This window comes from Pseudoalteromonas sp. SG43-1, assembly GCF_014164415.1.
Classification (GTDB): Bacteria; Pseudomonadota; Gammaproteobacteria; order Enterobacterales; family Alteromonadaceae; genus Pseudoalteromonas; species Pseudoalteromonas distincta.
Genome location: NZ_JACJFD010000005.1, coordinates 18,594 through 35,654, shown reverse-complemented (window position 1 = coordinate 35,654; position 17,061 = coordinate 18,594). Strand labels below are relative to the sequence as shown.

Below are 17,061 nucleotides of genomic sequence, written 5' to 3'. Positions count from 1 at the left end.
GTTATTGCTTAACCCCTACAATGCTTTTATTAAACTTAAATAACAGCACTAAACAGGCAAACGAAATAGCCAGTAAAATAAGTGAAAGCTGATGCGCCGCCGTATAATTTAACGATTCAACATGGTCATAAAGCGCAATAGACACCACCTGTGTTTGCCCCTGAATATTACCGCCAATCATTAATACCAAACCAAATTCACCCAATGTATGCGCAAAGCCTAAAGCAAATGCGCTACCAATACTGGGTTTTAAAAGCGGAATAATTAAATGCACAAAGCGTTTAAATGGGCTTAATCCAAGCGCAATGGCAGCTTCGTTATAGGTTTGATTAATATGCTTAAACCCAGCCACAAGCGGCTGCATTACAAAAGGCAGCGAATAAAAAAGCGAGCCAATAACCACGCCCTGAAAACTAAACGCAAGCTGCGTACCCGTTAGCCAAAACCAAAACTGCCCAAAAGCGTGATCAGGCGAAAACAAAACAAGTAAATAAAACCCTAACAACGTAGGCGGTAGCACTAAAGGCATTGCAATTAATGCCTCTAAAAATGGTTTAAATTTACCGTTATAGCCAGCGAGCTTGTAAGCCAGAGGAATACAAAAAATAAGAAGAAGTACTGCGGTTATAAAGGCAAGTTTTATAGTTAACCACAGCGCGGTTAAATCACTTTGAAGCATTGTTGTCCTTTATTCTGTAACCTAATTCAATTAACTGCTGCTGCGTAGCTTCTGCCATTAAAAATTGCATAAGTTGCTTAGCGCTAGCATGTTTTTTAGTCGAGCTAATAATAACGCCTTGTTGAATTATATCGGGATATTGATTGGTAGGCAGCACGGTATAATCTAAATATTTTTGATCTTGCGTGTTACGGTAAGCCGCCTTTAGGGATGAAACAGCCACCAGCCCTACTCCTACATTACCACTTTGCACAAACTGAAACGCATGCGTAATATTATTCCCGTACACATAATTTATTGGTTTTTTAAAATGGTTATTCGCGTAGTGCTCTGAGGCACGTCCGTATGGTGAAAAACGCGGATTAGCAATGGCTACTTTATCATTTACTTTTTCAGCTTTGGGTTGCCACAAAGCAAGTTCGCCTAACGCGTAAGTGATCAAACTACTTTGCTCGGCATAACCTTCTTTAATAAGCGATTGCGGGCGAAAATCGTCGGCCGATAAAAACACATCAAATGGCGCGCCATGTACTATTTGCGAATATAAAACACCGCTAGAAGCGGCTGATATTTTCACGTCAACATTAGGTAATGGGGATTTTTTCAGTAGGGTTTCCAATACAGTTTTAAAATTACTCGCTACGGCTACATGCAGCGTTTCTTTTGCGTTTACGCTGCACGAAAGCATGCATATCACACACAAAAAATAACCCAACCATGTATTGTAAAGCTTTGACATTATAAGTATTGTTTCAAAATAAAATGATTTAAGTAAGCAATATATATGAACGATGTTTGCAATGCACCCGGTTTATTACCAATTGAAACTGCAATACAAAATATACTTGGCACAATAACGCCTGTTAAAGACGTTGAAACCATTTCTATAATGCAAAGTGTTGATCGCGTTTTAGCAAGCGATGTTAAGTCAACTATAAACGTACCCGCTCATAACAACTCAGCAATGGATGGCTATGCGCTGTGTATTTCAGATAAAAGCTTAACCTACACACAAGTAGGCAGCGTGTTTGCAGGTCAAGTTTTTGAAGGAACACTTACCCCAGGGCAATGCGTAAGAATAATGACCGGCGCCGCCATTGCACCTGGCGCTAACGGCGTTGTAATGCAAGAAAACGCCTCGGTTGATGGCGATAAAATTACGTTTACTGCGCAACCTGAGCTAAATGAAAACGTGCGTTTTGCTGGCGAAGATATTGCTATAGAAGACGTTATTTTAAAAGCAGGCGATAAATTAAAAGCCGTTGATGTGGGATTACTGGCATCTTTAGGAATTGCGAATATAGATGTGGTAAGAACCCTAAATATAGCCGTACTTTCTACAGGCGATGAGCTAATTGAACCTGGTCAGCCTCTTAAGCAAGGCGCTATTTTTGAAAGTAACCGCGCTGTTATTATTAGTGCGCTGCAACAAAAAAATATCGACGTGATCGATTTAGGAATAATCCCTGATGACAAAGAACTCATCACCAATGCATTTTTAAAAGCGAATGAACTTGCCGATGCCGTAATAAGCTCAGGCGGCGTATCGGTTGGAGAAGCCGACTTTACTAAAGAAGTGCTCAACGAAATTGGTGAAATTCACTTTTGGAAAATAGCCATGAAACCAGGCAAACCTTTTGCCTTTGGTAAACTAAGTAACAGTTACTTTTTTGGCTTGCCAGGTAACCCTGTATCGGCCGCTGTTACATTTAATCAGTTAGTAGAGCCTGCACTGCAAAAACTGTCGGGTCTTGGTGAAGTAAACCCTAAAATGCGCTTTAACGCTGTTACTACATCCGTTATTAAAAAGCGCCCTGGCAGAGCCGACTTTCAACGCGGTACTGCAACAATTAACGAACAAGGTGACTTGATGGTTGCCCCGTTTAATAAACAGGGCTCGGGTGTACTTTCGTCGCTTAGTAAAGCTAACTGCTTAATTGTAGTGCCAGCACAAAGCGGCAATATCGAAAAAGGCGCAACAGTAAGTATTGAGTTGCTATAAAGTATTGAGGTGTTATAAAGCCTAACATGCTACAGCTAACTGTATAATTTAGCTGTAGCGCTACTCTAATTTAAAATATTTTTATGTTTAGAGTTTGGATTAAACAGTTTAACTTTTCGCTACGTCCTACAAACTCTTCTTTGCTCAACCTATTAACACACTTCAGCGCATTTTTAGTCGCAAAGTATCTATCATAACTTAGGCTTCTTTCGCATTTAACACTATACGTTGAGGGCCAAGAGCCACCGGCACCCGTTGCTATGCCAACAACGTTACATGTAGCATCTATATACTGCTCCCATGCTTTTATTTGCGCTTTAACTGCATCTACTTGGTAATCATCAGTTAGTTGCGGGTAGATCTCATCCATCATTTTACTGATTTTAGTTTTGTATCTATTGCCCTCTAAATTATAAGTATTGCCCGTGTGCATTGCACCGCCTTCTGGCCAATCATCAGTACTTTGTGCAAATGCGCCAAATGATGAAATAGCAAAAGCAAACCCAATAATAATTTTATTCATTTTAAATCCCTTTAATACCAATCTGCTTATATATGGGGTCTATTTAACGTTAAGAAAATTACGCTAGAACTAGGCAAAAATTTTTGTATCTAGTTGTTCTAAATAAAAAATTTTTAACGACGTTATAGTGCAATTTAATTCGTTAAATTGATCAAAGATTTATGCAGGTTGGTATAATAGTTAGACCAGATACCTGTAAAAAACGCCTATAAAAAATGCCGCTAAGCTTAACTGAGCGGCATTATATTATTCAATAAGCTTTTAAAGAGGCCTATTAAAAACCAAATATTTTTAAATCAAAAAACTTAGTCGCCACTGTATTTATAAATATTACAGCTAGAATGACAGGAATAAACGTTGAAAGTGAAAAGTTAACGTACTTTTCCATCAAGCTTCCCGCATAATTAGGCGAACCTAAGCTTAGCTCTTGTGTTAAGCGTGCTTTTTTCCAGCGGTACATTACAAACAAACACACCATTAAGCCATTAAGCGGTAAAATTGTGTCGTAAAATACATCAACAATAATATCAAAAAAGCTCTTACTAACGCCGCCATAACTGGTGAAAGATGTAAGGCTGTCAATCATACCAAACGACATTGTACATAAAATAGTAAGTACACCGGTTGAAAGTGTAAGGATGCCCAGTGCTTTTTTACGGCTAATACCTTTACGGTCGCTTAGTGTTGCTGTCGGTACTTCCACTATTGAAACAAGTGAAGTAATCGCTGCAAAAAATACTAATAAGAAGAATGAGAACGCAACAATAGACGCACCTACATAACCAATATCATTTTGCAGTGCTAATAATATTTTAGGTAGGTATACAAAAATCATTGATACGGACGAATCAGAAAGTGCTGATGGGTCTGTATTTGGGTCAAAGCTAAATATCGCTGGCAACACCATTAGCCCCGCTACAAACGCAACGAGTGAGTCAGTAATAGCGACCATTTTAGCACTGCTTACAATGTCATCTTTTTTAGAAATGTACGACGCGTAAGTCATTAATATACCCATACCCAGCGATAGCGAGAAAAACGCTTGGCTTAATGCGCCATTTAAGACACTTGCATTCATTTTAGAAAAATCAGGAATAATATAGTATTTAACACCGGCCATTGCGTTATCAAGCGTTAATACATAAGTAACTAGAGCTAGTAGCATAACTAATAAAGCGGGCATTAAAAATTTGGCGGCTTTTTCTATGCCTTGTTTAACACCACCTAACAAAATTAAGTTCACCATAATAACCACAACAGCCATATAACCAAACACAGTGTAACTATTAATAAAAACACCAAAGTGGCCAGGATCTGCAAGTAAATCTAAATTACCGAGGCCTGTTTGCGTTAAATAACCAAAGATCCAAACCGTAATCACCATATAAAATACAGCAATCATAAATGGTGTAAGCACCGCAAAAAACCCAGCTAACTTCCATTTTTTATCGTTATTAGATAATAGTTTGTACGAACCAAGTGGATCTTTTTGAGCGTTACGACCCATTGCCATTTCAGCCATCATGACTGGTAAACAAATGAATATGACAAATAAAGCGTAAATTAATAAGAATGCGCCACCACCATTTTTAGTAGCAGAAACCGGAAAACCAACTAAATTACCAATACCAACAGCTGAACCGGCCGCTGCCATTATGAATCCAAGGCGGGAACTAAATCGTTCTCTATTTTCGCTCATGCATAAAACCTTTTTATTATTTTGTATATTTCAGCGACTCTACCAGTGTTACACAGAGATTTTCAAGCAATTACAGCTTAAAAATAAAATCGAAGTGTAAACCTGTGTAAATACGCTTTTAATTCACCAATTTTCAACGCTGTGGTAGTATTGCGTTAATCAAATTTAACAATTTTTATGAGATTCCTTATGTTGTACATGATTCACTCAACAGACGTTGAAAACAGCTTAGAGCTTAGAAAAGCAGCACGCCCGGCACATTTAGCACGCCTTAGTGAGCTTGATTCACAAAACCGTCTACTTACCGCCGGTCCATTACCGGCAGTCGATAGTGAAGATCCTCAAGAAGCAGGTTTTACCGGTTCATTAGTGGTTGCTGAATTTGAATCAATTGAAGCAGCTCGAGAGTGGGCAGCAGCAGACCCTTACGTTGCCGCTGGCATCTATGAAAATACAATTGTTAAACCTTTTAAAAAGGTATTTCCTGCTTAAAAAGTATTAAACCCTAGAGCGTGCGTTGCACTGTAATTCAGGGTTTGTTCACAGGTTTTTAATTAAAATTACCAGGATAAAAACGAATTTACCGTTTTTACTTGAATTTTAGTAACTTAGTTAATTAAACTAAGTGAGTCTGGTCTAGGAGTTTTCCATTATGCGCGTATTATTAAGCCTCGGTTTTATTGCTTGTGTTAGCTTAGCTAACTTTAGTCAAGCAGCAACCGCCACCCAAGCATCTCATGCTGAGGTGGACAAAAAGAAAGCCGTAATACTCGCAAAGAAAACAATTGGCGGTAAGACCTTAAAAATTACCGAAAAAACAGATTTTTATACCGTACGAATACTCAAATCTGACGGCCACGTCGTTGATTTACATATTAATAAAAAAACCGGCGAAGTGAAAAAGGATTAAAAATGCGAATTTTAGTTATAGAAGACGATTTACATTTAGCAGATAACCTACGTAATGCCTTAGAAAAAGAACGTTACAGCGTGGATTTATGCCACGATGGTGAAGCAGGTCTTTTCCACATTACAGAATACCCGCTTGATATGGCCGTAGTTGATTTAGGTTTACCTAAAATAGACGGTATTGAGCTAATTAATAAAGCACGAGCACAAGGCATTACAATCCCTATTTTAATCTTAACCGCGCGCGATCGCTGGCAAGATAAAGTAGAAGGTTTAGATGCAGGTGCCGATGACTACCTTACTAAGCCATTTCATGTTGAAGAGCTTATTGCCCGTTGTAATGCATTAATTCGTCGCAGTGCTGGTAAAGCAAATCCAGAAATGACTGCAGGTCCAATTAAAATCCATACACGTTCACAACAAGTATGGGTTGATGACAAAGAACTTAGCCTGACAGCTTACGAATATAAAGTACTTGAATACTTAATGGTAAATCCGCAAAAAGTAATTTCTAAATCAGAACTGACTGAGCACATTTACGACCAAGATTTCGACCTTGATTCAAACGTAATTGAAGTATTTGTACTACGTTTGCGTAAAAAGCTTGACCCTGAAGGCGTACTAAACCCAGTAGAAACACTACGTGGGCGTGGTTACAGGCTTAAAAGCCAGTGGTAATACCGCAAATATCGTTAAAAATAAGGCAAGGATTTATCCTTGTCTTTGTTTTATTAGTCGCGCTCCCTATCTTATTTTATTCAATTGGCAAAGCGTATTACGCTTCACTTGTTGATGCGACTGAAAAAACTCTCGAAGCACAGCTTTACTCGCTAATATCTGAAGTCGACTTTACTGAGCATGGTATTATTATGCCCAGCACTATTTTAGCGCCTGAGTTAAACAGATTAAATTCAGATACCTACGCTATGATTTACCGCGATGATGATCCTGTTTGGAACTCAGAATCGGCTGTAAACTTAAACTATGTACCTCAACAAATAGAAACCAAAGCCGGTGCTGCCGATTTCAGGCGCGTGGAGTATAATAACACCGCGTACTGGCAACTTAGCCTGACTGTAATTTTAAATAACATAGATCAATCAGAACAAGCTCGCTTTATATTAGTTAAACGTAACGACGCTCTACTTCGTTTAATGGATGGCTTTAAGCAAACCCTTGTAGATTGGATGTTTATCATGGGGATTGCAATCGCAGGCCTGATGGCGATTGGTTTCATTTGGAGCGCTCGCCCACTCCAACGACTCGATAAAGAAATAAAAGCGATTGAATCAGGCGATATTCAAGAAATTAAAGGCCTCTACCCAGTAGAGCTGCAAACAATAAAAGCAGATCTAAACTTGCTACTTGAGTCGCAACAACGCCAAAAAGAACGCTATAGAGCCTCATTGAGCGATCTTGCTCATGCACTCAAAACGCCGCTTGCTGTATTAAAATCAAGTCCATTGGCAAACGATGCCGATGCACAAGAACAACTCGACCGCATTAATGTGATGATCGAGCACCAATTAAAACGTGCTGCAACGGGCGCATCAGACACGTGGAAAAAACAAACCCCTATTAAGCCAGTACTCGATTCAATACTCAGTGCTATGGCAAAAGTATATCGTGATAAAGATATTATTTTTAGCTGCACTGTAACCGAAAAAGATTATTTTTTAGGCGATCAAACAGATTTAATGGAATTACTCGGTAACTTGATTGATAACGCCTGTAAAGCGTGTCGCTCACAAGTAGCAATACAAGTTATTCAAAGCAAAACTTTATGTATTGGAATTAGCGATGATGGTCCTGGCGTGCCAGAGGACAAACGTGAATCCCTACTTACACGGGGTACTCGTCTGGATACATACGAAAGCGGACACGGCGTAGGGATGGCAATTGTATCTGACTTGGTTAAGTCCTATCGCGGTACACTTACCATTACAGAAGCTGATAACTTAGGCGGCGCTCAATTTATTTTAGAGTTTAATTACAATGACAAAAAGTAACTATTTATTAAAACTAACTGCCATTGTGTTATTAGCTTCAAGCCAATACAGCTTTGCAGATGAAGCATGTACTTTAGCCGCTAAAGCAACAACCGATGAAGCTAAGCGATATATTCAATGCCTAGATAGCCAAATTGATAAAGCAAAACAAGCACAAGGCAGTTGGATACAAAAGCGTAAATATGAGCTAACTAAGTCACAAGAAAGCACAGGCAATACGCAAGTGCTGCCGTTATTTATGCGCAGCATTAAAAATAATGAAAAGTACCTTGAGAGCGCCTGCCAATGGCGTTACTTAATAAAACTTCCTAATGCGACAACCGCAGCCATTAGCTATAAACTGTGTGAAATTGAGCTTATAAATCAATTTACAGAATCACTAAAACACCCATTTTGACGTAACTTAAGCACACTAAACTAGTTACGTTTCTTTACTCACTCCCTATAGCTTACTTGACAATTTATTCATACCAAAACAAACTACCTACTAGTAGATTGCTAAAAACTAATGGATAAACAGATGACCAAACCAGTAATTATTATAGGTGGCGGACTTGCTGGTTTATACAGTGCGTATAAATTACAACTACTTAATATTGAGTACTTATTATTAGAAGCTAAATCGCAATTAGGTGGCCGAATTTTTGCCGCGCAATCACCAATAAATAACGATGTTAGTTTTGATTTGGGTCCTACGTGGATATTTCCCCACCAACCAAAAATTCAAGCGCTAATAAAGTCACTCAACTTAAGTATATTTGAGCAATACCATAAAGGTGATGTGTTATATCAAGCACCTAACTTCAAACAACTTCAACAAATTGCAGGTGCTGGAGATATGCAACTATTTAGACTCAAACACAGCATGAATACCTTAATAACTGCCTTATATGAGAAACTTAATCCTGATTCAATATTATTAGAACATCATGTCACTGAGCTTAAAAAAGGTGATAATAACTGGCTAATTACGGTTAATCACTTAGGCAATATAAAGCACTTTACTACTGGCAAATTAATTTCAGCAATTCCTCCTCGTATGGTTACAACGCATTTAACACCTGAACTATGGGCGACTCCAACACTCATAAACCGCCTTAGCAGCGTACCTACATGGATGGCAGGACAAGCCAAGTTTATAGCTACTTTTGAACATGCATTTTGGCGTGATAAAAACTTATCTGGGCAAAGCTTTAGCCGCGTAGGCCCTATGGTCGAGATTCACGATGCCAGTGCTGAGGATAGTAATTACGCCGCATTATTTGGCTTTATAGGTGTGCCCTACTTATCACGAAACCAAGTAACTCAAGAGCAATTAATTCAAGCCTGTGCCCAACAGCTCAGCTACTTTTATGGTAAGGATGCTGAAAAGGCAACCGGATACTTTATTAAAGACTGGGCAGAGGATAAATTTGTAGCTAATAAAGACGATCAAACTCAGCCTTCACAGCACCCAGAATTTGATTTTTCAAACTTGGAAGAGCAATTAAGTAACCTTAATATTCATTTTGTAGCGAGTGAGTTTGCAAAACAAGAAGCAGGATATTTAGAAGGCGCAATATACGCAGTGGATGACGCTATTAAATCGTTTATTAATTAATAGCCCTGTATTTATTGATAACTTAACCATCAAGGGTTTTAATTTTACAGCCCTTGATGGTTATAAATGTTAGTTATTTTTAGTAACGTCTTCACCACTGCCCAATAAAGTGGCAACCCACTTGCCTTCTGCACTGGCTTCTAGGGCTATTTTTACAATCATTGTTAATGGTACAGATAAAAGCATACCCACAGTACCTAATAACCAGCCCCAAAATATTAATGATAAAAACACCACTAACGTTGAAAGACCCAGCCCTTTACCCAAAAATTTAGGCTCTACAATATTACCCATTACCGTATTTATTGTTAAATATCCTGCAGCAACAAGTCCTGCCACTAATGGGCCTTGAGTAATAAGGGCAAGTAATACAGCTGGTACAGCCGCAATAATTGAACCTATATTTGGAATGTAATTGAACATAAATGCCAACACGCCCCAAAGCACAAAGTAGTCAACGTCTAAAATCCATAAGTAAAACGCAGCAATAATACCCGTCCCTAAACTTACTAGCGTTTTAATTGCCAAGTATGAATTAATAGATTCTAAAAAGCGGTCAATTTGCTTCATTTTACTATCAGGGTCTTCAAGTGCCATATGTATTTTCTTGCTCAGCATTGGCCCTTCAAACAGCATAAAAACAACCGTTAAAATAATTAAAAACATGTTTGCCATTACGCCACCTAACCCAGTGAGCATATTAGTGGCCACATCAACCATTTTGCCAGGGTCGAACATATTAATTAACTGATCTTTATTGATCAGTATGTTGTATTGAGATGCTAAATCGACCAGCCACACAAACTCTTCTTTAAGTTGTGTTTTATACTCAGGAAGCTGCTGAGAAAAGTCGTTGATAGATTGCCCTACAAGCCCGCCAAGGCTTACCCCTAAGCCAACTATAATCAGCACGACCAACATAACTGCAATGCCTTTAGGAATTTTGTAGCGCGCAAAAAACTTGATAAGCGGGTTACAAATAATGGCAATAAATGCCGCCAAAATAAACGGAATAATAATTACACTCGCGGCTTTTATTCCAGCGAGGACCACTACTAAGGAAGCAAAAACTATTAAGCTTTTATTTACTCCAGTTAAACTTGCCAATTTATTAATCCTTTTATTAACTATATCGTCCCAGTGTAAGGCAAAAGGTAATTAAATGAAATAATTACGAAGTGATCATAAAAGCCTGTTTTACGTATAAATTTGCAAAGCTGTTTGCTAGTGAGTATGTTTTTTAATCACTTGCTTCTATTTTATTGTAAGGATGAATAATGCATATATTTATAACTGGCGCGACCGGATTAATTGGTAAGCACTTATGCCCTTTTTTACTTCATCATAATACTGTTACTGTACTTAGCCGCAATCCAACTAAAGCAAACGTATTATTAGGCCACAAAGTTAAAGCCGTAAGTGACATTAGTGATGTTGACTTTAACACTGTTGATATCGTTATTAATCTCGCTGGCGAGCCGATTGTAAATAAACGCTGGAGCGACAAACAAAAGCAAATAATACGAAACAGTCGTATTGATATTACACAGCAAATTAGTCAAGCGATTAAAGCCTGTAGTATACCCCCGCATACTTTTATATCTGGCAGTGCAATTGGTTTTTATGGTCGACAAAATAGTAATCCTATTGATGAAACTTTTGAACGCCCACACGATGAATTTAGCCACCAGCTTTGTAAAGACTGGGAAAATGCAGCACTACTCGCCCAATCAGAACAAACCAGAGTATGCCTTTTGCGAACGGGTATTGTTTTAGCTAAAAAAGGAGGTGCACTTGGAAAAATGTTACCTGCTTTTAAATTATGCCTGGGTGGCCCGATTGGTAATGGCGAGCAAGGCATGTCGTGGATACACATCGACGATATGATTCAGCTAATACTCTTTATTATTAAACACCCAGAAATATCAGGCCCTGTTAACGCAACAGCACCCAACCCTGTAAGCAATGCTCAATTTAGTAAAAGCTTAGGCGAGGCGCTCTCTCGACCTGCATTTATCACTATGCCAACCCCAGTACTTAAACTATTAATGGGTGAAATGTCAGACTTACTAACAACGGGGCAATTTGTAATCCCTAAAAAGGCACTCGTTAACAATTATCGTTTTCATCATCCTGATATAAAATCGGCTTTAGAGAGCTTGGTTTAGCGGGCGTTAATATTCGTTCAGTTAAAATCCCTTTCAAATTAGATATATGGGTAAATTACTACTTTTTACCCATATTGACCTTTAAACATTAATACATAATAATCAGCAAGTTTTCCACACCAACCACGCCTATCTTTAATAAAAGAGAATCTTAAATGCTACACCTGCCTACTGTGATCAGTCTCTCTTTTATTCTTAACGTATTAATAGGCTTGTTTTTTTTATCCGTACATAACTTTAAAAAACAAACATCATTTTTATTATTTGGCCTAGCATGCATTACCTTTGCATTTGCCGAGTTACTTGCCTGTTTAAAGTTAGTAATAGACGCGCCTTTTATTACACACTATTTGGCTGATATTTTTATATTACTAAGTCCATTATTAATTATTATTGGGTTAAATAAATATAAGCACAGTAAGGCACTAAACTTAAAACCTCTTTATTGTCTCCTTGGATTAACGGGGGTTGCTTTATTACCCATATATTCAGACCCTGCAGGGCAAATGCTGACAAGCTTAATTATTTCGGTTTTATACCTATATTCCGCATATATTATTAAGCAGATGAACTTTGTAGCCACTTTGCAAAAAAAAGCGCTGATAGTTTGTTTTTCAATTCACAGCATTTTAATGCTCATACAAACAACACTATTGGCAATATCTATTTTTAGTATTAATTCGCCAAACTACATAGAGCCACTGCAACTTATCTTAAGTAGTCATTTAATTTTGGCCACTTGTAGCGCACTAATATTGCCATACCTGCTGGCTTCTAATACAGAGCATACACTTTCAAGCCTTGCTAACACCGATACTTTAAGCCAATTACTTAATCGCCGTGGCTTTTTTACAAAAAGTAAAGAAGCACTAAGTGATCCTAAAAATATAGACAAAAATGTGTCTGTTATTTTGCTCGATATTGATTTTTTTAAACGTGTAAACGATCAGTTTGGTCACGAAGCGGGCGACCACGCAATTAAGTGGATATCTCACTTTATTAAAGAGCAATTTTTAAATGTAGGTATTAGTGCCAGAATTGGCGGAGAAGAATTTGCCATTTTACTACCTGATTACACCCTTGGTGCAGCAAAAAGTGATGCTGAGCTATTAAGAAAGAATATAAGCACTCAAGCTTTTTATCATGAAAATCAGCATATAAAACTTTCCGTAAGCGCTGGGGTAAGTAATGCAATTAATGGGAATGCAACTATAAAAGAACTGCTCGCTTATGCCGATAAACGCCTTTACTTAGCTAAAGAAACTGGCCGAGACAAAGTAGTAACCTTTGATGAAAAAAACTTACTCACGAAAAGTTAATTGCTTTTAAGTGACTTATAAGCGCATTAAAAACAACTATATTTAAACTACCATATTTTATCTAGCTAACATCTATCCATAAAAAAAGCCCTTCATTAGAAGGGCTTTGGTATACACACAATAGAGTTAATAAACTACTTACAAGACAGCGTAGCCTCGTCCGCTTTATTTGGTACAAACTGAATATTAGCTACAGAAATTGATGCTTTACCATTGCTGTGTAAGCTAAATGGGCTTGTTAGGCTTGCAAAATTAACACCCTTATCAGCAAAACAACCTAAATCGATTGATACTGACTGCCATTTATTTTCAATAGTTTTATCAACTACGTTTGCTAAATCAATGCTTGCACCACACTCACCAGAACAAGTCATAGCAAGGGCTACATCGCTCGTTAGTGCCTCGTTTAATTTAATATCAAAGCTAATCACACTGTTTGCTTCGACGTAGGCAATGGTATCTTCTGCAAAGCTTGTTACTATTTCAGCACTAGCTTTTTCTGCACCGCTGAAGTTAAATTGGCGCGCGTCTTCTTGTACTGTTTTGTCCTCAGTACGGTATTTAATTGCACCAAATTCATGGGTACTACTCGATACATCTAAAAGCTCATCGCCCGATTTTAACAATAAGCGCCATGGTGCTACAGGTGCACCAACAAGTATATCCATACTCGTAAGCCCTGAGTTATCAAGTTTAGAGTCTTCATCAAGGTCGTCAGCTAGCACGTTTTTATCGCCATACGTTAAACCAAAACCATAAGGAAGTAATGGATCGTAATTTTCATCGCCTCTATTAACCGCAGTTTGTACCGCCGATTTAGGCCAAGAAAACGATAGCTTACCTTTAAAGTTATTTTGGATGGTGCCGTCTGCCGCTTTTAATAACACATCAGCAATACCCGCACCTTCTGTACCTGGTAACCATGCAGCTACAAACGCATCAGATGCGTTAAGTTCGCTGTTCACCCACATAGGGCGACCAGAAATAAACACAGATATAACAGGGATGCCTTGCTCTTTTAACGAGCTTAAAAGTGCTAATGACTTTTTATTTCCGCGCTCAAACTCAAGGTTATCTTTATCGCCGTGCCCTTCTGCGTAAGGTTCTTCACCAAATACAACAATGGCAACATCAGGACGCTGTTCAAACGTACCATCAGCACTTAAAGTAACACTTCCACCTGCTGCAGATATTTGCTCTTCAAGCCCTTTGTAAATTGACGTTGCTCCTGGGAAATCTGCATTTTTATTATTAGTCCCTTGCCACGTAATACTCCAACCACCCGACTGTTTACCTATGTTATCGGCACCATCACCTGCAACAAGCACGCGTTGATTAGCTGCGATAGGTAATAGGTTATTTTTATTTTTAAGTAATACAAGCGATTCGCGCACAGCTTGGCGTGCTACTTCGCGATGCGCTTGCGCGCCAATAAGCTCTGTTTTACCCGAGTACAAACGCTTAGCCGGACTTGGTTTTTCAAATAACCCAGCGCGTAACTTAACGCGTAAAATACGTGCAACCGCATCATCAATGCGGCTCATACTTATTTTACCTGCTTTTACTTGTGCAATTGTATTTTCATATAGCGGCTTCCACGCGCCTGTTGGCACCATAAAAATATCAAGGCCAGCATTTACCGCTTCTGGGCAGCTTTCGTTAGTACAGCCTTTAATTTGCCCATGGCCGTTCCAATCACCCACTACAAAACCATCAAAACCCATACGTGTTTTTAATACATCTGTAAGTAAGTATTTATTGCCGTGATTTTTAACGCCATTCCAGCTATTAAAAGACGCCATAACAGATTGACTACCCGCCGACAAACCACCTACGTAACCTTGGGCATGAATATCAAATAGCGATTGCTCGCTGTCTATATTATTTCCCTGATCATCTCCATCAACGGTGCCGCCATCGCCTATAAAGTGCTTAACCGTGCTAATAACGCGCTTATCACTTAAAAAGTCGCCATCGGCTTTACCTTGCAATCCATTTACAATCGCTGCTGAGTAATCGTGAACAATTTTTGGATCTTCAGAATAGCCTTCGTACGTTCTGCCCCAACGGTCGTCTCGTACTACTGCTACAGTGGGTGCAAATACCCAATCTATCCCCGTAGCCATTACTTCTACTGCGGTAATAGACGCTATTTGCTCTATTAAATCTGGGTTATTAGCTGCGCCTAAACCAATGTTATGTGGAAAAAGTGTCGCGCCAATTACGTTATTATGCCCATGTACTGCATCGGTGCCCCACATAGTTGGAATTTTGCTGCCGTCCACTGAGTCATCAATAGATGCTTGATACATTTTTTCTGCAAGTGCAACCCAATCCTCTGGCGTTGCATGCTTATCGCCATTAGGAAAAGCACCACCGCCATTGAGGTAAGAGCCAAAACCATATTTACGCATGTCTTCAACGGTAATATCACGAATTTCTGGTTGAATCATTTGCGCTACTTTTTGCTCAAGCGTCATATTTTCTAAAAACGTGACAATTCGAGCTTCAATAGCTGGGTCTTTTTTCACTGCAATTGAAAGCTTTGGCCAAATTTTCTCAAGCTTTGATTGCGCTTCAACATTTACTTTTTCAACATTGCTTTCGTTAGTACATCCGCTTAGTGCAGTAACACTTCCTACTAACGTTGCAATTGCTAATGCATTAAGTTTAAAAGTCGTTTTCATTATGATGGCTCCTTCACTAATACTGGTTTGCTGCCTCGTAGGCCGTAAAAAACAATAAATATGTAACATAAAATAGGTAAAACATACGAAAGTTGAACACCCACACTATCAGCAAGCGCACCTTGTAAAAGTGGCACTATTGCACCACCTACAATCGCCAAACACAAAATACCAGAGCCTTGAGCGGTATGCTTACCAAGTCCATTTAACGCTAAACTAAAAATAGTTGGGAACATAATCGAATTGAATAAACCAACCAATAGTATTGACCACATTGCTAATTGACCCGACGTGCTCATGGCAATAATGACTAAAATAATAGCCATGGTTGCGTTAAAGCCAAGTACTTTACCTGCGGGTAGTTTTTGCATTACAGCAGCACCAATAAAACGTCCAACCATAGCACCACCAAAATAATAAGTGATGTAATGAGCTGCAACATTATCTTTTAGCCCTGCTATATTTTCTTGTGCTAAAAAGCTTACTAAAAAGCTACCAATTGCCACCTCGGCGCCTACATACATAAATATACCCACAGCACCTAATACAAGATGGCGATACTGCCAAGCACTGCCTTCAATTGCCTCTGATTTTTCGGCTTCTGCTTTTTGCTCGCTCATAATGTCTGGTAATTTAAGCCAAGCAAAAATACCGGCTAGTAAAATAAGCATTGCAGCTAAAAGGAGGTAAGGAAGTTGAACTGACTCTGCATTTTGAGCCGGTGTTAAAAAGGCTTCTGACGCTGAGTCTAGAATTAACAGAGCACCAAATGATGGCGCAACAGTGGTACCTAATGCATTAAAAGCTTGGGTAAGCGTAAGTCGAGATGACGCAGTTTTTGGTGAGCCCAACAAACTTACGTAAGGATTAGCAGATACTTGCAATAACGTTATGCCGCTGGCAAGTACAAATAAAGCGAATAAAAATACAGAGTAACTATGTAAAGACGCTGCTGGGTAAAATAAGATACACCCTACTGCCGCAATTAAAAGACCAACCACGATTCCTTTTTTATAACCAAGCTTTTTAACAATGTATCCACTAGGGAGTGACATTAAAAAGTAAGCGCCAAAAAAGCAAAACTGCACAAGCATTGCTTGAACATAAGTTAAATCGAAAACCGCTTTTAAATGCGGAATCAAAATATCATTTAAGCAGGTAATAAAACCCCACATAAAAAATAGTGAAGTTAAAGATGTAAGTGCAAAACCATAGTTTTTATCTTGGTGGTTTTGCGACTGTGTGTGTGATGTCAGTGGTGCTGAACTAGCCATGTGCTCTCCGCAATTTATTATTATAAATTGATCTTCAGTAAGTAATTAATACAAACCCCGCTAAGGCGCAGTATTAAAGAGTTGACCTGAAGATTAATTAACATTAATCTAAAAATGTAAGCGCTTTCACGGCTAATTAAATACGAACATGTTACATATTTCAACAACTTTTATTTTTAATAATGTTTTGTA

The 17,061-nt window shown here is 38.6% G+C and carries 16 protein-coding genes; 9 read left to right on the top strand and 7 right to left on the bottom strand.

What is annotated here, in order from left to right; all coding sequences use genetic code 11:
* Nucleotide 1 precedes the first annotated feature (1 nt).
* Both modB and modA read right to left on the bottom strand, forming a co-directional pair.
* Complete coding sequence (gene modB / locus H5159_RS05845; RefSeq protein WP_007375247.1) at nucleotides 2-679, bottom strand: molybdate ABC transporter permease subunit; 678 nt, start codon at nucleotides 677-679, stop codon at nucleotides 2-4.
* The gene (gene modA / locus H5159_RS05840; RefSeq protein WP_259395917.1) at nucleotides 666-1,367 is read right to left on the bottom strand and encodes a molybdate ABC transporter substrate-binding protein; all 702 of its coding nucleotides are present in this window, start codon (nucleotides 1,365-1,367) and stop codon (nucleotides 666-668) included. The genes modB and modA overlap by 14 nt, the downstream gene beginning before the upstream one ends.
* A 96-nt stretch (nucleotides 1,368-1,463) precedes the next feature.
* On the opposite strand from modA, the gene glp reads away from it, so the two are divergent.
* On the top strand, nucleotides 1,464-2,681 hold the full coding sequence (glp, locus tag H5159_RS05835; protein WP_182779943.1) for a gephyrin-like molybdotransferase Glp: 1,218 nt from the start codon (nucleotides 1,464-1,466) through the stop codon (nucleotides 2,679-2,681).
* 70 nt (nucleotides 2,682-2,751) lie between these two features.
* On the opposite strand, the gene H5159_RS05830 is transcribed toward glp, so the two are convergent.
* Both H5159_RS05830 and H5159_RS05825 read right to left on the bottom strand, forming a co-directional pair.
* Nucleotides 2,752-3,204 carry a hypothetical protein gene (locus H5159_RS05830; RefSeq protein WP_024599117.1) on the bottom strand — a complete coding sequence of 151 codons (453 nt, stop codon included), beginning with the start codon at nucleotides 3,202-3,204 and terminating at the stop codon, nucleotides 2,752-2,754.
* Nucleotides 3,205-3,478: 274 nt separating this feature from the next.
* Nucleotides 3,479-4,903 (bottom strand): sodium-dependent transporter, encoded by a 1,425-nt coding sequence (locus tag H5159_RS05825; protein ID WP_024606454.1) that lies wholly within the window; start codon nucleotides 4,901-4,903, stop codon nucleotides 3,479-3,481.
* Between the two features lie 189 nt (nucleotides 4,904-5,092).
* Between H5159_RS05825 and H5159_RS05820 the strand changes: the two genes are divergently transcribed.
* The 6 genes from H5159_RS05820 (at nucleotide 5,093) to H5159_RS05795 (ending at nucleotide 9,421) form a co-directional block, all read left to right on the top strand.
* The gene (locus H5159_RS05820; RefSeq protein ID WP_024599115.1) at nucleotides 5,093-5,395 is read left to right on the top strand and encodes a YciI family protein; all 303 of its coding nucleotides are present in this window, start codon (nucleotides 5,093-5,095) and stop codon (nucleotides 5,393-5,395) included.
* Nucleotides 5,396-5,555: 160 nt separating this feature from the next.
* Nucleotides 5,556-5,813 carry a PepSY domain-containing protein gene (locus H5159_RS05815; RefSeq protein WP_024594903.1) on the top strand — a complete coding sequence of 86 codons (258 nt, stop codon included), beginning with the start codon at nucleotides 5,556-5,558 and terminating at the stop codon, nucleotides 5,811-5,813.
* Nucleotides 5,814-5,815: 2 nt separating this feature from the next.
* Nucleotides 5,816-6,490: a response regulator transcription factor gene (locus tag H5159_RS05810; protein ID WP_007375447.1), complete on the top strand. Its 675-nt coding sequence runs from the start codon at nucleotides 5,816-5,818 to the stop codon at nucleotides 6,488-6,490.
* Nucleotides 6,484-7,821 (top strand): ATP-binding protein, encoded by a 1,338-nt coding sequence (locus tag H5159_RS05805; RefSeq protein WP_024606453.1) that lies wholly within the window; start codon nucleotides 6,484-6,486, stop codon nucleotides 7,819-7,821. Before H5159_RS05810 ends, H5159_RS05805 begins: the two co-directional genes overlap by 7 nt.
* A complete protein-coding gene (locus H5159_RS05800; protein ID WP_024595418.1) occupies nucleotides 7,808-8,218 on the top strand; it encodes a hypothetical protein in 411 nt (136 codons plus the stop codon). Before H5159_RS05805 ends, H5159_RS05800 begins: the two co-directional genes overlap by 14 nt.
* 123 nt (nucleotides 8,219-8,341) lie before the next feature.
* A complete protein-coding gene (locus H5159_RS05795; RefSeq protein ID WP_182779942.1) occupies nucleotides 8,342-9,421 on the top strand; it encodes an FAD-dependent oxidoreductase in 1,080 nt (359 codons plus the stop codon).
* Between the two features lie 69 nt (nucleotides 9,422-9,490).
* On the opposite strand, the gene H5159_RS05790 is transcribed toward H5159_RS05795, so the two are convergent.
* A complete protein-coding gene (locus H5159_RS05790) occupies nucleotides 9,491-10,528 on the bottom strand; it encodes an AI-2E family transporter (protein ID WP_024595420.1) in 1,038 nt (345 codons plus the stop codon).
* A gap of 170 nt (nucleotides 10,529-10,698) precedes the next feature.
* On the opposite strand from H5159_RS05790, the gene H5159_RS05785 reads away from it, so the two are divergent.
* Nucleotides 10,699-11,589 carry a TIGR01777 family oxidoreductase gene (locus tag H5159_RS05785; RefSeq protein WP_182692544.1) on the top strand — a complete coding sequence of 297 codons (891 nt, stop codon included), beginning with the start codon at nucleotides 10,699-10,701 and terminating at the stop codon, nucleotides 11,587-11,589.
* A gap of 155 nt (nucleotides 11,590-11,744) precedes the next feature.
* Nucleotides 11,745-12,908 carry a GGDEF domain-containing protein gene (locus tag H5159_RS05780; RefSeq protein WP_182692543.1) on the top strand — a complete coding sequence of 388 codons (1,164 nt, stop codon included), beginning with the start codon at nucleotides 11,745-11,747 and terminating at the stop codon, nucleotides 12,906-12,908.
* 134 nt (nucleotides 12,909-13,042) lie between these two features.
* On the opposite strand, the gene H5159_RS05775 is transcribed toward H5159_RS05780, so the two are convergent.
* Together H5159_RS05775 and H5159_RS05770 are read right to left on the bottom strand one after the other, a co-directional pair.
* Complete coding sequence (locus H5159_RS05775) at nucleotides 13,043-15,595, bottom strand: exo 1,3/1,4-beta-D-glucan glucohydrolase (protein WP_182779941.1); 2,553 nt, start codon at nucleotides 15,593-15,595, stop codon at nucleotides 13,043-13,045.
* Nucleotides 15,595-16,869, bottom strand: a complete 1,275-nt coding sequence (locus H5159_RS05770; protein ID WP_182779939.1) for a sugar MFS transporter — start codon at nucleotides 16,867-16,869, stop codon at nucleotides 15,595-15,597. Before H5159_RS05770 ends, H5159_RS05775 begins: the two co-directional genes overlap by 1 nt.
* Nucleotides 16,870-17,061: the final 192 nt, after the last annotated feature.

Excerpts from the sequence above, each read along its gene's own strand:
- modB (WP_007375247.1), bottom strand. The coding sequence starts at position 679 with ATGCTTCAAAGTGATTTAACCGCGCTGTGGTTAACTATAAAACTTGCC.
- modA (WP_259395917.1), bottom strand. The coding sequence starts at position 1,367 with ATGCTTTCGTGCAGCGTAAACGCAAAAGAAACGCTGCATGTAGCCGTA.
- glp (WP_182779943.1), top strand. The coding sequence starts at position 1,464 with ATGAACGATGTTTGCAATGCACCCGGTTTATTACCAATTGAAACTGCA.
- H5159_RS05830 (WP_024599117.1), bottom strand. The coding sequence starts at position 3,204 with ATGAATAAAATTATTATTGGGTTTGCTTTTGCTATTTCATCATTTGGC.
- H5159_RS05825 (WP_024606454.1), bottom strand. The coding sequence starts at position 4,903 with ATGAGCGAAAATAGAGAACGATTTAGTTCCCGCCTTGGATTCATAATG.
- H5159_RS05820 (WP_024599115.1), top strand. The coding sequence starts at position 5,093 with ATGTTGTACATGATTCACTCAACAGACGTTGAAAACAGCTTAGAGCTT.
- H5159_RS05815 (WP_024594903.1), top strand. The coding sequence starts at position 5,556 with ATGCGCGTATTATTAAGCCTCGGTTTTATTGCTTGTGTTAGCTTAGCT.
- H5159_RS05810 (WP_007375447.1), top strand. The coding sequence starts at position 5,816 with ATGCGAATTTTAGTTATAGAAGACGATTTACATTTAGCAGATAACCTA.
- H5159_RS05800 (WP_024595418.1), top strand. The coding sequence starts at position 7,808 with ATGACAAAAAGTAACTATTTATTAAAACTAACTGCCATTGTGTTATTA.
- H5159_RS05795 (WP_182779942.1), top strand. The coding sequence starts at position 8,342 with ATGACCAAACCAGTAATTATTATAGGTGGCGGACTTGCTGGTTTATAC.
- H5159_RS05785 (WP_182692544.1), top strand. The coding sequence starts at position 10,699 with ATGCATATATTTATAACTGGCGCGACCGGATTAATTGGTAAGCACTTA.
- H5159_RS05780 (WP_182692543.1), top strand. The coding sequence starts at position 11,745 with ATGCTACACCTGCCTACTGTGATCAGTCTCTCTTTTATTCTTAACGTA.
- H5159_RS05775 (WP_182779941.1), bottom strand. The coding sequence starts at position 15,595 with ATGAAAACGACTTTTAAACTTAATGCATTAGCAATTGCAACGTTAGTA.
- H5159_RS05770 (WP_182779939.1), bottom strand. The coding sequence starts at position 16,869 with ATGGCTAGTTCAGCACCACTGACATCACACACACAGTCGCAAAACCAC.